10 protein-coding genes are annotated in these 13,088 nt (G+C 73.4%); 3 read left to right on the top strand and 7 right to left on the bottom strand.

Annotated features, from left to right (window positions below):
- The first annotated feature begins 109 nt into the window (after positions 1–109).
- The gene (locus AMK26_RS04395) at positions 110–1,564 is read left to right on the top strand and encodes a regulator (protein WP_073752062.1); all 1,455 of its coding nucleotides are present in this window, start codon (positions 110–112) and stop codon (positions 1,562–1,564) included.
- On the opposite strand, the gene AMK26_RS04400 is transcribed toward AMK26_RS04395, so the two are convergent.
- Complete coding sequence (locus AMK26_RS04400) at positions 1,561–2,829, bottom strand: NAD(P)/FAD-dependent oxidoreductase (protein WP_073752063.1); 1,269 nt, start codon at positions 2,827–2,829, stop codon at positions 1,561–1,563. The genes AMK26_RS04395 and AMK26_RS04400 overlap by 4 nt on opposite strands.
- A gap of 673 nt (positions 2,830–3,502) precedes the next feature.
- Positions 3,503–4,408 carry a TIGR01777 family oxidoreductase gene (locus tag AMK26_RS04405; RefSeq protein ID WP_073752064.1) on the bottom strand — a complete coding sequence of 302 codons (906 nt, stop codon included), beginning with the start codon at positions 4,406–4,408 and terminating at the stop codon, positions 3,503–3,505.
- Positions 4,409–4,441: 33 nt separating this feature from the next.
- Here AMK26_RS04405 and AMK26_RS04410 point away from each other — a divergent pair, with 33 nt between their 5' ends.
- On the top strand, positions 4,442–4,930 hold the full coding sequence (locus AMK26_RS04410; protein WP_073752065.1) for a GNAT family N-acetyltransferase: 489 nt from the start codon (positions 4,442–4,444) through the stop codon (positions 4,928–4,930).
- Between the two features lie 10 nt (positions 4,931–4,940).
- Here the strand turns inward: AMK26_RS04410 and AMK26_RS04415 are convergent, their stop codons facing one another.
- Entirely contained in the window at positions 4,941–5,459 is a 519-nt protein-coding gene (locus tag AMK26_RS04415; protein ID WP_073752066.1) for a DUF4240 domain-containing protein, read from the bottom strand.
- 98 nt (positions 5,460–5,557) lie between these two features.
- Here AMK26_RS04415 and AMK26_RS04420 point away from each other — a divergent pair, with 98 nt between their 5' ends.
- Positions 5,558–6,493 carry an SDR family oxidoreductase gene (locus tag AMK26_RS04420; RefSeq protein ID WP_073752067.1) on the top strand — a complete coding sequence of 312 codons (936 nt, stop codon included), beginning with the start codon at positions 5,558–5,560 and terminating at the stop codon, positions 6,491–6,493.
- Here AMK26_RS04420 and AMK26_RS04425 read toward each other — a convergent pair.
- From AMK26_RS04425 to sucB, 4 genes are all read right to left on the bottom strand, one after another.
- Positions 6,484–7,449 (bottom strand): helix-turn-helix transcriptional regulator, encoded by a 966-nt coding sequence (locus tag AMK26_RS04425; protein ID WP_073752068.1) that lies wholly within the window; start codon positions 7,447–7,449, stop codon positions 6,484–6,486. The genes AMK26_RS04420 and AMK26_RS04425 overlap by 10 nt on opposite strands.
- 58 nt (positions 7,450–7,507) lie before the next feature.
- A complete protein-coding gene (aceE, locus tag AMK26_RS04430; RefSeq protein ID WP_073752069.1) occupies positions 7,508–10,198 on the bottom strand; it encodes a pyruvate dehydrogenase (acetyl-transferring), homodimeric type in 2,691 nt (896 codons plus the stop codon).
- Positions 10,199–10,464: 266 nt separating this feature from the next.
- Positions 10,465–11,088, bottom strand: a complete 624-nt coding sequence (locus tag AMK26_RS04435) for a GntR family transcriptional regulator (protein WP_073752070.1) — start codon at positions 11,086–11,088, stop codon at positions 10,465–10,467.
- Positions 11,089–11,239: 151 nt separating this feature from the next.
- Complete coding sequence (gene sucB / locus AMK26_RS04440; RefSeq protein WP_073752071.1) at positions 11,240–13,084, bottom strand: 2-oxoglutarate dehydrogenase, E2 component, dihydrolipoamide succinyltransferase; 1,845 nt, start codon at positions 13,082–13,084, stop codon at positions 11,240–11,242.
- Positions 13,085–13,088 lie beyond the last annotated feature (4 nt).

The raw sequence follows: 13,088 nt of genomic DNA on the forward strand, positions 1-13,088 counted from the left end.
GAATCTGGGGCGAAGGTGGCGGTCCGGGCGTCACGGGCGGTTAAATTCGCGCCGTTCCAAGGGGGTCTGCACCCCGGCCCAGAAGGCAAGGCAGGAGACCGCACAGCTGATGACGGATCGCCCCCCGCAGCGCACCCCCAACCGCCAGCTCGCCGCCCTCATCGCCGAAGCCGGGTTCTCCAACGCCGGCCTGGCCAGACGCGTCGACCAACTGGGTCTCGAACACGGCCTCGACCTGCGGTACGACAAGACATCGGTGACCCGCTGGCTGCGCGGGCAGCAGCCGCGCGGCACGACGCCCGCGCTGATCGCCGAGGTCTTCACCCGCCGCCTGGGGCGACGGCTGTCCGCCCAGGACCTGGGCCTGGACGCGTGCGCGCCGGTGTACGCCGGGCTCGAATTCGCGGCCACGCCCGAGGAGGCCGTCGACATCGTCAGCGGGCTGTGGCGCAAGGACTCCGGCAGCCATGCCGAGCTCCGCAAGATCGCCTTCACCCCGGCGGGGCTCGTCGTCCCCAGCCGCGACTGGCTGATCGGCCGCGCCGACGAGCGCGTGAGCCGCGGCGAACCCGCCTCCTCGCCCCCGGAGGCCCGCGTCCCCGCCCAGGGCCGGGCCCCCGCCTCCGTACCGCGCCAGCGCTCCACCGACCGCGGGCCCGGCCAGCGCGTCACCGGCGGCGACATCGCCGCGCTCCGCTCGGTCGGCGAGCTGTTCCGCACCCTCGACCACGCCTACGGCGGCGGGCACGCCCGCCAGGCCCTCGTCCGGTACCTGGAGCACGAGGCCGAGCCGATGCTGCGCGGCGTGTACGGCGAGTCGGTCGGGCGCCGGCTGTTCGCCGCGGCCGCCGACCTGACCCGGCTGGCCGGCTGGACCTCGTACGACATCGCCGCCCACGGCCTCGCCCAGCGGTACTTCGTACAGGCGCTGCGGCTCTCGCAGGCCGCCGGTGACCGCGCCTACGGCTCCTACGTACTGATCACCATGAGCCGCCAGGCCGTCTACCTCGGCCACGGGCGCGAGGCCGTGCAACTGGCGCGCGTCGCCCAGCAGGGCGTCGGCGCGTCCGCGCCACCCGTCGTCCAGGCGATGCTGCACTCCGTCGAGGCGCGCGGGCACGCGGTCCTCGGCGAGGTGCGGGCGTGCACGTCCTCCCTCGTACGGGCCGAGCGGGCACTGGACGCCGCCCGGCCCGGCGACGACGTGCCCTACTGGGCCCGGTTCTTCGACGAGGCGCAGCTCGCCGACGACTTCGGCCACTGCCACCGCGACCTCCAGCAGTACCGGGCCGCCGCGCAGCACGCGGAACGCTCCCTCCAGCTGCGCGCGCCCGCCTTCGCCCGCAGCCGCCTCTTCTGCCGCATCGTGCTCGCCACCGCCCGCCTGGGCCTCGGAGAACTGGACCAGGCGTGCGCCCTGGGCGCGGAGGCCGCACAGCAGGCCTCCGAAATGCGCTCGGCGCGCGCGGTGGACTACGTCCGGGACTTCGAGCGTCGACTGGAGCCCTACCGGGACGCGAGTGCGGTACGGAACTATCGGGACCGGGTCGGCGCCATCGGCTAGGCGGCGGCTCGCAGCGGGGGCGCCTCGCACACGGTCGGAACACCGAGGTCACGGAGGACCGCGTCCGCGGCGCGGCGGCCCGACCGGTACGCGCCCTGCACGGTGCTCGTGTCGCGGTGGTCGCCGCACACGTACAGCCCGTCCAGCAGCCGTACCGGCCGCTGCGGGTCGTGCGGCGGCGGCATCGCCGGGACGGCCTCCGGGTCGTGGTGGACGGCCAGCAGCTCCCAGCCGTCGGTGCCCGTGCCGTACAGGGCGGCCAGCTGCGTCCTGACCCGCTGGTCGAGCCGGTCCGGCGGGGCGCCCAGGACCGTCGAGCTGATCAGTACGCGGCCGTGCGGAGCACGCGAGGGGTCGACCTCGCTCATCACGGCGGAGTGCGACACCGGGCCGGTGCGGTCGCCGTCCAGGACGAGCGCCGCGTCCGGCAGCGGGGTGGCGGGCGCGGTGTGGTGCAGGACCGTGACGGGATGGAAGGGCGGTACGCGAAGCCCCGGAAGCAGCTCGGCGGCCGCGCGGGCACCGGTCGCCACGACCAGGGAACGGCAGCTCAGCCCGCCGTGCTCGGCGGTGACGACCTTGTTGATCGACGCGTCCTTGACGTGGACGCCGGTCTTCACCGTGCCGGGCGGCAGCGTCGCCGCCAGCCGTTCCGGGAGCGTGGCCGCGCCGCCCGCCGGCACGCACAGCCGGCCGCGCGCGTAGTCGCGCAGCGCGAGGTCGGCGCAGCGGCTGGACGTGGTCAGGTCCGGGTCGCACAGCAGCGCCGACAGCAGCGGGCGGACGAACCCGCTGACGGTACGCGCCGGCAGGCCGCGGCCCGCGAGCGCGTCCAGCGCCGGCCGCTCGGGGCGGGCCAGCAGCCGGGCGTCCCCGGTCGCGGCGAGCCGCGCCAGGGCCGCGCCGAGCCGGGCCTGGTCCAGCGGACGCGGCGCACTCGCCAGGGCGCGCGCCCTGGCCCACCGGGCGGCCCTGCCGACCTCACCGGTGCGGTGCAGCCTGCCGCCGCTGTGCACCAGGACACCCGGCTGGAAGAGCCGCAGATCGGCGCCGCCGAGGCCGGGGTACGAGGTGCTGAGCAACTGCCCGATCCGGTCGAGCCGGAACCCGTCGATGTGCTCGGTGGCCATGCGGCCGCCGATGTGAGGGGCGGCTTCCAGGACGCTGACGGTCACTCCCGCACTGGTCAGCTGATGAGCCGCGGCAAGTCCCGCGATTCCGGCTCCTACGATGACGACGTCCGCGTGGCGTGCGTGCTTGAGCACGTGTCCTCCCCGGGGTGGCGGTTCGGTGCGTGGGGGTGCGTGGGGGGCTCATGCCCTTAACAGGGCGGTGGAATACCCGCGTTCGGGCTACGAGCGTATGAGCGAGTGGCGGGGCGGGTCAGACGCGCGTGCGGGGGGTCACCGAAGCACGGGGTCGCACGCCCCGCCGCGGGCGGCTCCCGAAACCGGTGGCTCCGCCCCCGGGCCCCTGACGGGGGCTGACGCCCCCACACCCCGGTACGCGGCTGCTTCGCGCCGCGCGGAGCCGGGGCAAGCCCCGAACCCCTGACGGGACAGGCTCGGTTGCACGGGGGCTGAGGCCCCCACTCCCCCGGACGCGGCCACTTCGCGCCGGACGGGCCGCTGCGCAAGGCCGGCCGCGAGGCGCCCGGTGCCTTCCGGCCCGCCACGAAGGGGGACGCGCAGTGGGTCGTGTTCTGGGCGTAAAACGACTGAGCTTGCGAAGGAGAGCCCGGGGCACGATCCCCGGAGCGGCCCCAACGGCACGCGTGCGCGCACGGCTACCCCCAAAGGGCGCTCCCGGGGCGGGCCTAGGCACGCGCGCGCTCGCCGCCCCCGGGGCTCACCCCGCCGGGGCGGAGACCGGCTGCGGGGCTCACCCCGCCGGGGGGGGCGACCGCCCCGGGGCGGGGGCGAGGCACGGCCGGGGGGCTCACCTCGCGGAGGCGATGGCCGTGTCGATCGTGGGGAAGGCGAAGCGGAAGCCGGAGTTCAGGAGGCGGGCCGGGAGGACGCGTTGGCTGCCCAGGACGTCGGAGGCGAAGTCGCCCAGCGCGATCCGCAGCGCCGGGGCCGGGACGTGCAGGAAGGCGGGGCGGCGCAGGACGCGGCCCATGGCGGCGGTGACCTCGCGGTTGGTGACCGGGTCGGGGGCGGTGAGGTTCACCGGGCCGGCCAGCGACTCGGTGTCGAGGATGTGGCGCAGGGCGGCCACCTCGTCGTGCAGGGAGATGAAGCTCCAGTACTGCTCGCCGTTGCCCAGGCGGCCGCCCAGCCCCGCGCGGAACAGCGGGAACAGCCGCCCCCACGCGCCGCCCTCGCGCGCCACGACCAGCCCGGTGCGGGCGTACGCGACACGGATGCCCGCCTCCTCCGCGGCCGCCGCGGCCTCCTCCCACTCGACGCACACCGACGGCAGGAAACCGTCCCCGGCCGGAGCCGTCTCGTCCACCGCGCGCGACCCGGTGTCGCCGTAGTAGCCGAGCGCCGTCCCGCACAGCAGGACCTTCGGCGGGGTGTCCAGGGAGGCGACGGCCTCCGCGATCGCCGCCGTGCCGAGCACCCGGCTGTCCCGGATCTCCTTCTTGTACGCCTCGTTCCAGCGGCGCTCGCCGACGCCCGCGCCCGCGAGGTGGACGACGGCGTCGCAGCCGACCAGCCCCGCCGCGTCCACGTACTGCCGCTTGGGGTCCCACTCGACCTCGTCACCGGACTGCGCGGGGCGCCGCACCAGCCGGACCACCTCGTGTCCGTCGGACCGCAGTGAGCGGACCAGGGCCGTACCGATGAGACCGGTCGAGCCGGTGACCGCGATCCGAGCGATACCAGAACGTTTCATGGGCCTATCCTGCCCCGTGGCACAGTGTCGGTCATGACCACCCCGCTCATACGTCCGGCACGCCCCGAGGACGGCCCCGCCCTGGCGGAGATCGACCGCGACACCTGGTCGCCGCTGCACGCCGTCGCGCCGAAGCCGCAGCCGCCGTACGACCCGTTCTTCGACTCCGACCACGGCCCGCAGGACTACTTGGTGGCGGAGGACGGCGGCCGGCCGGCCGGATACATACGGCTCGTGCCTCCCACGCGCCTCGCCTGCAACGCGCATGTGCGGCAGATCCAGGGCCTGGCCGTCGCCGACCGGGCGCGCGGCCGGGGCCTCGCGCGGGCCCTGCTGCGCGCGGCGTTCGACGAGGCCGCCCGCCAGGGCGCCACCCGCATCACCCTGCGCGTGCTGGGCCACAACAAGCCGGCCCGCACCCTCTACGCGTCGGAGGGGTTCGTCGTTGAGGGCGTACTGCCGGGGGAGTTCTACCTGGACGGGCGGTACGTCGACGACGTCTTCATGGGCCGCAGCCTCTGAACGAGCGGCGTCACACCCCGAAACGGTCCCAGAGCCGCGGAAAGCGCTCCTCCAGCGCCGCGTCGTCGTCGAAGTCGAACGGCGTGCCCTCCGGCTCCGGGGCCTGCGGCGGGATGCCGAGGTCCGGCGCGACGGTGCCGGTCAGCTGCTCGTACGCCTCGTCCGCCGCGTACCCCAGCTCCTCGCCGTCCCCGTCGATCTCCTCGTCGAAGTCCTCCAGCAGCTCGGCGAGCGAGTCCGGGTCGTGCACCGCCCCCTCGAACACCTCCCGCCCCTGCCCGATCAGCCAGCAGCGGAAGTAGTCGAACGCGTCGTCGCTCGCGCCGCCCAGCAGCACGGCGGCCGCGCCCCACAGGTCCCAGGTGTACGCGCGGTTGTAGCGGGCCTCGAAGTGCCGGGCGAAGTCCAGCACGGAGTCCGGATCGAGCTGCAGCAGCCGCTCGACGAGTAGCTCGGCGTGGTCCTCGGGGTCGCCCTCGGCGGCCTCGCGGGTCGTGTCGATGATCTCCCAGAACTCCGTCTCGTCCATCACGGGACAAGCATCCTGGGTCAGGGGTGACAGTGCACGCGGAGCGGCCAAAATGAAACCGGACAGAGGATGTCTTATATGACGGGCATGGTGGTCGTATGACGAACGCCAAGACCCGCAGCATGCCCCTCGCCGGCACGACCGCCCTCGTCGCCGGCGCCACGCGCGGCGCCGGCCGCGCCATCGCCGTCCAGCTCGGCGCCGCCGGAGCCACCGTGTACGTCACCGGCCGCACCACCCGCACCCGCGTCAGCGAGGTCGGCCGGCCGGCCGAGACCATCGAGGAGACCGCCGAACTCGTCACCGCGGCGGGCGGCGAGGGCATCGCCGTCCCCACCGACCACCTCGTACCGGACCAGGTCCACGCGCTGGTCGCCCGCATCGACGAGGAGCGCGGACGGCTCGACGTCCTCGTCAACAGCCTCTGGGGCGGCGACCACCTGCTGAAGTTCGGCGTCGCGATGTGGGACACGGACCTGGAGGCCGGACTGCGCATGCTGGACCTCGGGATCCGCAGCCACGCCATCACCAGCAGCTGCGCGCTGCCGCTGCTCGTGCGCCACCCGGGCGGCCTGGTCGTGGAGATGACCGACGGAACGGCCGAGTACAACACCACCCGCTTCCGCGAGAACTTCTACTACGACCTCGCCAAGACCAGCCCCATCCGCATGGCCTTCGCCCTCGCCGAGGACCTGAAGGGCGTGGGCGGCACGGCGGTCGCGGTCACCCCCGGGTTCCTGCGCTCGGAGGAGATGCTCGACGCCTTCGGCGTACGGGAGGACAACTGGCGCGACGGGACGAAGAAGGACCCGCACTTCGCGATCGCCGAATCCCCGGTCTACGTCGGCCGGGCGGTCGCCGCGCTCGCCGCCGATCCCGGCCGCCACCGCTGGAACGGCCAGTCCCTCTCCAGCGGGCAGCTCGCCAAGGAGTACGGCTTCACCGACACCGACGGCTCGCAGCCCGACGCCTGGGGCTACTTCCTCGACGTCGTCCACGGCGGGAAGAAGGCGACCGCCGACGACTACCGGTAGAGCCGGGCCATCCGGTCCGCCGCCTCCGCGAACAGCGCCCGCAGCGGTTCCGGCTCCAGCACCTCCGCCTCGGGCCCGAGTGGGAGGAGCTGGCTGTAGGCGACCTCGTCCGACTCCACCGGCAGGGTCACCGTCACCCGGCCCTCCGCGTCCGGCGGACCGGCCGCCCGAAGCGCCTCGCGGGCGGCTGACCGGTCCGTCACGTACGGCAGGCGGCGCGCGCCGGCCTCCGTCAGCCGGACCACCACCTCCGTACGCAGGAGGGAGCGGGCGAACTCGGCCGCCCGCTCCTCCCAGAACCCCGGCAGGTCGAACTCCTCGTCCCGTACGAACCGCTCGTCGCCGAGCGCGACAGCCGTGAACCGGTCCACCCGGTAGACGCGGAACGACTCCCCGGCGCGGGCGCACAGGTACCAGACGCCCGCCTTGAGGACGAGGCCGTACGGGGCCAGCTCCCGTTCCACCTCCGCGTCTCCGCGGCGATAGCGCACCGACACCAGCCGGTCGTCCCACACCGCCTCCGCGATCGCCGGCAGCAGTTCCGGCGTCTCCGGCTCCTGGTACCAGCCCGGGGCGTCCAGGTGGAACCGCTGGGACGCCACCACCGGCGCGTCCCGCAGCGACGGCATCAGCGCGGCCGACACCTTCAGCCGGGCCGCCGACGCCGCGTCGTCCAGGCCCATCTCGCGCAGCGCGCCCGGCACCCCGGACAGGAACAGCGCCTCCGCCTCGCTGCGCGCGAGGCCCGTCAGCCGCGTCCGGTAGCCGCCGATGAGCCGGTAGCCGCCCGCCCGGCCCCGGTCCGCGTACACCGGCACCCCGGCCTCCGACAGGGCCAGCGCGTCCCGCGTGATGGTCCGCTCCGACACCTCCAGCTCACGCGCCAGCTCGGCGGCCGTCATGGACGGCCGGGACTGGAGCAGGAGCACCATCTTGATCAGCCGGGCAGCGCGCATGTCCACATGATGCAGGAGGCCCCCCGCCCAAGCGGGGGGCCTCCCAACACCACCGGCCTTACAGGCCGTAGCGCTCGCGCGCGTCCTTCACCACGGAGGCCGGGACCTCACCGCGCTTGGCCAGCTGCGCCAGCGCCGCGACCACGACCGACTCGGCGTCCACGCCGAAGTGGCGGCGGGCCGCCTCGCGCGTGTCCGACAGGCCGAAGCCGTCGGCGCCGAGCGAGCTGTAGTCCTGCTCGACCCACTGCGCGATCTGGTCGGGGACCTGGCGCATGTAGTCGGTGACCGCGAGCACCGGGCCCGGCGCGTCGGCCAGCACCTGGCGGACGTACGGCACCCGCTCCTCGCCGCGCAGCAGGGCCGCGTCGGCCTCCAGCGCGTCGCGCCGCAGCTCGGTCCAGGAGGTCGCGGACCACACGTCGGCGGTCACGCCCCACTCGGCGGCCAGCAGCTCCTGGGCCTTCAGCGCCCAGTGGATCGCCGTACCGGAGGACAGCAGCTGGATGCGCGGCGCGTCGGCCGTGACGGGCGTGCCCTCCTTGAACCGGTACAGGCCCTTGATGATGCCCTCGTCCACGCCCTCCGGCTTGGCCGGCTGCGGCATCGGCTCGTTGTAGACGGTCAGGTAGTAAAAGACGTTCGGGTCCTCGCCCGGCGCGGTCTCGCCGTACATCCGGCGCAGACCGTCCTTGACGATCGCCGCGACCTCGTAGGCGAACGCCGGGTCGTACGTCAGCGCCGCCGGGTTGGTCGCCGCGATGACGGGGGAGTGGCCGTCGGCGTGCTGGAGGCCCTCACCGGTCAGCGTGGTGCGGCCGGCGGTGGCGCCGACGAGGAAGCCACGGCCGAGCTGGTCACCGAGCTGCCACATCTGGTCGGCCGTCCGCTGCCAGCCGAACATCGAGTAGAAGATGTAGAAGGGGATCATCTGCTCGCCGTGCGTGGAGTACGCGGTCGACGCGGCGATGAAGTCGGCCATCGAGCCGGCCTCGGTGATGCCCTCGTTGAGGATCTGGCCGTCCTTGGCCTCGCGGTAGTACATCAGCTGGTCGCGGTCGACCGGCTCGTACGTCTGGCCCTTCGGCGAGTAGATGCCGAGCGAGGGGAACAGCGACTCCATACCGAAGGTGCGGGCCTCGTCCGGGACGATCGGGACCCAGCGCTTGCCGGTCTGATTGTCGCGGATCAGGTCCTTCATCAGGCGGACGAAGGCCATGGTCGTCGCGACCGACTGCTGGCCGGAGCCCTTGTCGAACGCGGCGAACGTCTTGTCGGCCGGCGCCGGCAGCGGGTCCAGGGCGTGCATGCGGCGCGCCGGGGCGGGGCCGCCGAGCGCCGCGCGGCGCTCCTGGAGGTAGCGGACCTCGGGGGAGTCGGCGCCGGGGTGGCCGTAGGGCACCTGGCCGTCGACGAAGGCGGAGTCCGGGATCGGCAGGCCCAGCAGGTCCCGCATGTCCTTGAACTCCTCCACCGACAGCTTCTTCATCTGGTGGTTGGCGTTCTTGGACTCGAAGCCCTTGCCGAGGGTGAAGCCCTTCACCGTCTGCGCGAGGATCACGGTCGGGGCGCCCTTGTGCTCCAGGGCCGCCTTGTACGCGGCGTACACCTTGCGGGGCTCGTGGCCGCCGCGGGAGTACTGGAAGCACTCGATGATCTTGTCGTCGGAGAGCAGCCTGCCCATCTCGACGAGGGCGGGGTCCTTGCCGAAGAAGTCCTCGCGGATGTAGGCGGCGTCACGCGTCTGGTACGTCTGGATCTGCGCGTCCGGTACCTCGCGCAGCCGGCGTACGAGCGCGCCGGTGGTGTCGAGCTGGAACAGCTCGTCCCAGGCGTTGCCCCACAGCGACTTCACGACGTTCCAGCCGGCGCCGCGGAACTGGGCCTCCAGCTCCTGCACGATCTTGAAGTTGGCGCGGACCGGGCCGTCGAGGCGCTGGAGGTTGCAGTTGATGACGAAGGTGAGGTTGTCGAGCTCCTCACGGGCGGCGAGCGCGAGGGCCGCCGTCGACTCGGGCTCGTCCATCTCGCCGTCGCCGAGGAACGCCCACACGTGGGAGTTCGAGACGTCCTTGATGTTCCGGTTGGTCAGGTAGCGGTTGAACCGCGCCTGGTAGATCGCCGACAGCGGGCCGAGGCCCATCGACACCGTCGGGAACTCCCACAGCCAGGGCAGGCGGCGCGGGTGCGGGTAGGACGGCAGGCCGTTGCCGCCCGACTCCTGGCGGAAGTTGTCCAGCTGCTGCGCGTTCAGCCGTCCGTCGAGGAAGGCGCGGGCGTAGATGCCGGGGGAGGCGTGGCCCTGGATGTAGAGCTGGTCGCCGGAGCCGTCCTGCTCCTTGCCGCGGAAGAAGTGGTTGAAGCCGGTCTCGTAGAGCCAGGCGGCGGAGGCGAAGGTGGCGATGTGGCCGCCGACGCCGTACTTGGAGCCGCGGGAGACCATGGCGGCCGCGTTCCAGCGGTTCCAGGCGGTGATCTTCGCTTCCATCTCCTCGTCGCCGTCGAAGCCGTAGCCGGCCTCAGCGGCGGTGGGGATGGTGTTGACGTAGTCGGTTTCGAGCAGCTTGGGCAGCGCCAGACCGGCGCCCTCGGCGCGCTCCAGGGTGCGTCGCATCAGGTACGCGGCGCGGTGCGGCCCGGCGGCCTTGGCGACGGCGTCGAGGGACGCCTGCCACTCGGCGGTCTCCTCGGGGTCGCGGTCCGGCAGCTGGTCGAGCTCGCTCGGCTGGATGCGGGTGGGGTCGGTCATAGTCGCCGCCTTCCGGAGTCGAAGGGGTGTGGAGCCCTTGGTCTTGGCAGGACAGGGCGAGGGGACCTCTGTTGAAGTCCGCGGACGACTGTACGACCGTGATCGATGATCGATCAAAGTGTTGAGCCAAAAATCTTTCCCCAGAGCCCAAAGTCGGCATTCGGTGCCACAAAAATGGGCACCCGGTGCCTTGTTTTCGCAGGTGGGGACGCCGAATGAGCGCACCTGGCGCCCGATGAGCGGGGGGCGTGCGCCCCGGCGCACACCTAGGCGCGCGGGGCGCAGCCGAGGACGTGTTCCTTCACCAGGACCCCGATCCGGGGATCGCGGCGGCGGAAGGCCTGCACGAGCTCCTCGTGCTCCTCCGCGTACGACTTCTGTACGGTGCCGAGCCAGCGGATCGACAGTGCCGTGAAGACCTCGATACCGAGGCCCTCCCAGGTGTGCAGCAGCACGCTGTTGTGGGCGGCCCGCACCAGCTCCCGGTGGAAGCCCACCGTGTGCCGCACCTGCGCCGTACCGTCCGCCCGCGCGTCCGCCTCGTACAGCGCCGCCACGTGCGGCTCCAGGGCCGAGCAGTCCTCACCGAGCCGGTCCGCCGCCAGCTCGGCGGCGATCTGCTCCAGACCGGCCCGCACCGGATAGCTCTCCTCCAGGTCCGCCGCGGTGAGGTTGCGCACCCGTACGCCCTTGTTGGGCGCCGACTCGATCAGCCGGAGGCTCTCCAGCTCCCGCAGCGCCTCACGTACGGGCGTCTGGCTGACCGCCAGCTCGGTGGCGATGCGCCGCTCGACGATCCGCTCCCCCGGCTTCCAGCGGCCGCTGACGATGCCCTCCACGATGTGCTCGCGGATCTGCTCGCGCAGCGAGTGGACGACGGGCGGGGTCATGGGGGCTCCTTCGCTGCTGCGGCGGTCGATCGCCATTATTCCGCCCGGTCAGCCCGTACGGCTGCCCCGTGCGGGAGACGCCCGTCACGCGACGGCGCCCCCGGCCGGATGTGCTCCGGCCGGGGGCGCCGCTGTCGTACGCCTCAGAGACTCACAGGCCGAGGTCGACCTCGAACTCGCCCGCCTCCAGGATCGCCTTGACGGCCGTCAGGTAACGGGCCGCGTCGGCACCGTCCACCAGACGGTGGTCGTAGGAGAGCGACAGGTACGTCATGTCGCGCACCGCGATGGTCTCGCCCAGGTCCGGGTGGTTGATGACCACCGGGCGCTTGACGGTGGCACCGATGCCCAGGATGGCGACCTGGTTCGGCGGCACGATGACCGTGTCGAACAGCGCACCGCGCGAGCCGGTGTTGCTGATCGTGAAGGTGGCGCCGGACATGTCGTCCGGGGTGAGGCCGCCGCCACGGGCCTTGCCGGCCAGCTCGGCGGTCTTCTTGGCGATACCGGCGATGTTCAGGTCGCCCGCGCCCTTGATGACCGGGGTCATCAGACCCTTCTCGGCGTCCACGGCGATGCCGATGTTCTCCGAGTCGAAGTACGTGATCGTGCCCTCGTCCTCGTTGATCCGGGCGTTGATGACCGGGTGGGCCTTCAGCGCCTGGGCCGCCGCCTTCACGAAGAACGGCATCGGGGAGAGCTTGACGCCCTCGCGGGCGGCGAACGCGTCCTTGGCGCGGCCCCGCAGCTTCATCAGCTTGGTGATGTCGACCTCGACGACCGAGGTCAGCTGGGCCTGCGAGTGCAGCGCCTTCATCATGTTGTCGCCGATGACCTTGCGCATCCGGGTCATCTTGACCGTCTGGCCGCGCAGCGGGGACGCCTCCAGGGCCGGAGCCTTCGGGGCGGCAGCGGCGGCCGGGGCGGCGGGGGCCGGGGCAGCGGCGGCGGCCTTCGCGGCCTCGGCGGCGGCGATGACGTCCTGCTTGCGGATACGGCCACCGACGCCGGTGCCCTTGACGGACGCCAGGTCGACACCGTTCTCGGCGGCGAGCTTGCGGACCAGCGGGGTCACGTACGCGCCGTCCTCCGCCGACTGTGCGGCGGCGGGGGCGGGAGCGGGGGTTACGGGAGCCGCCGGGGCGGGGGCGGCCGGAGCCGGAGCCGGAGCGGCCGGAGCCGGAGCAGCGGCGGCGGGCGCGGGCTGCACCGGGGCCGGAGCGGGCGCCGGAGCGGCGGGCGCCGCCGGGGCCGGAGCGGGCGCCGGGGCTTCCTGAGCCGGGGCCGGGGCCTCGGCGGCGGGGGCCGGGGCAGCGGCGGGGGCCTGGGCGGCCGGAGCGGCACCCGGGGCACCGATGACGGCCAGCTTGGCGCCGACCTCGGCCGTCTCGTCCTCGCCGACCACGATCTCCAGCAGCACACCGGAAGCCGGGGCCGGGATCTCGGTGTCGACCTTGTCCGTGGAGACCTCGAGCAGCGGCTCGTCCTCCGTGACCTCCTCGCCGACCTCCTTCAGCCAGCGGGTGACGGTGCCCTCGGTGACCGACTCGCCCAGCGCGGGCAGGACGACGTCGGTGCCCTCGGCCGAACCACCGCCGGCGGCGGCCTCGGCGGTCGGGGCGGGGGCGGGGGCCTCGGCCTCGGTGGAGGGGGCGGCCTGCGGGGCCGGGGCCTCCTGCGCCGGGGCCTCCTGCGCCGGAGCCGGAGCGGCCTGGGCCTCGGCGGCGGCCGGAGCCGGAGCCTCGGCCGGGGCGCCCGTGCCGTCGTCGATGACGGCCAGTTCGGCGCCGACCTCGACGGTCTCGTCCTCGGCGACCTTGATGGAGGCCAGGACACCGGAAGCCGGGGCCGGGATCTCGGTGTCGACCTTGTCCGTCGACACCTCCAGCAGCGGCTCGTCGGCCTCGACGCGCTCGCCCTCGGCCTTCAGCCAGCGGGTGACAGTGCCCTCGGTGACGCTCTCGCCGAGCGCCGGCAGGGTTACGGAAACCGACATGGTT

This window comes from Streptomyces sp. CB03234, assembly GCF_001905885.1.
In the GTDB taxonomy this organism is placed as follows: domain Bacteria; phylum Actinomycetota; class Actinomycetes; order Streptomycetales; family Streptomycetaceae; genus Streptomyces.

What these genes read in the sequence shown, in the direction of transcription:
- AMK26_RS04395 (WP_073752062.1), top strand. Translation starts at nt 110, where the DNA reads ATGACGGATCGCCCCCCGCAGCGCACCCCCAACCGCCAGCTCGCCGCC.
- AMK26_RS04405 (WP_073752064.1), bottom strand. Translation starts at nt 4,408, where the DNA reads ATGAAACGTTCTGGTATCGCTCGGATCGCGGTCACCGGCTCGACCGGT.
- AMK26_RS04410 (WP_073752065.1), top strand. Translation starts at nt 4,442, where the DNA reads ATGACCACCCCGCTCATACGTCCGGCACGCCCCGAGGACGGCCCCGCC.
- AMK26_RS04415 (WP_073752066.1), bottom strand. Translation starts at nt 5,459, where the DNA reads ATGGACGAGACGGAGTTCTGGGAGATCATCGACACGACCCGCGAGGCC.
- AMK26_RS04420 (WP_073752067.1), top strand. Translation starts at nt 5,558, where the DNA reads ATGACGAACGCCAAGACCCGCAGCATGCCCCTCGCCGGCACGACCGCC.
- AMK26_RS04425 (WP_073752068.1), bottom strand. Translation starts at nt 7,449, where the DNA reads ATGCGCGCTGCCCGGCTGATCAAGATGGTGCTCCTGCTCCAGTCCCGG.
- aceE (WP_073752069.1), bottom strand. Translation starts at nt 10,198, where the DNA reads ATGACCGACCCCACCCGCATCCAGCCGAGCGAGCTCGACCAGCTGCCG.
- AMK26_RS04435 (WP_073752070.1), bottom strand. Translation starts at nt 11,088, where the DNA reads ATGACCCCGCCCGTCGTCCACTCGCTGCGCGAGCAGATCCGCGAGCAC.
- sucB (WP_073752071.1), bottom strand. Translation starts at nt 13,084, where the DNA reads ATGTCGGTTTCCGTAACCCTGCCGGCGCTCGGCGAGAGCGTCACCGAG.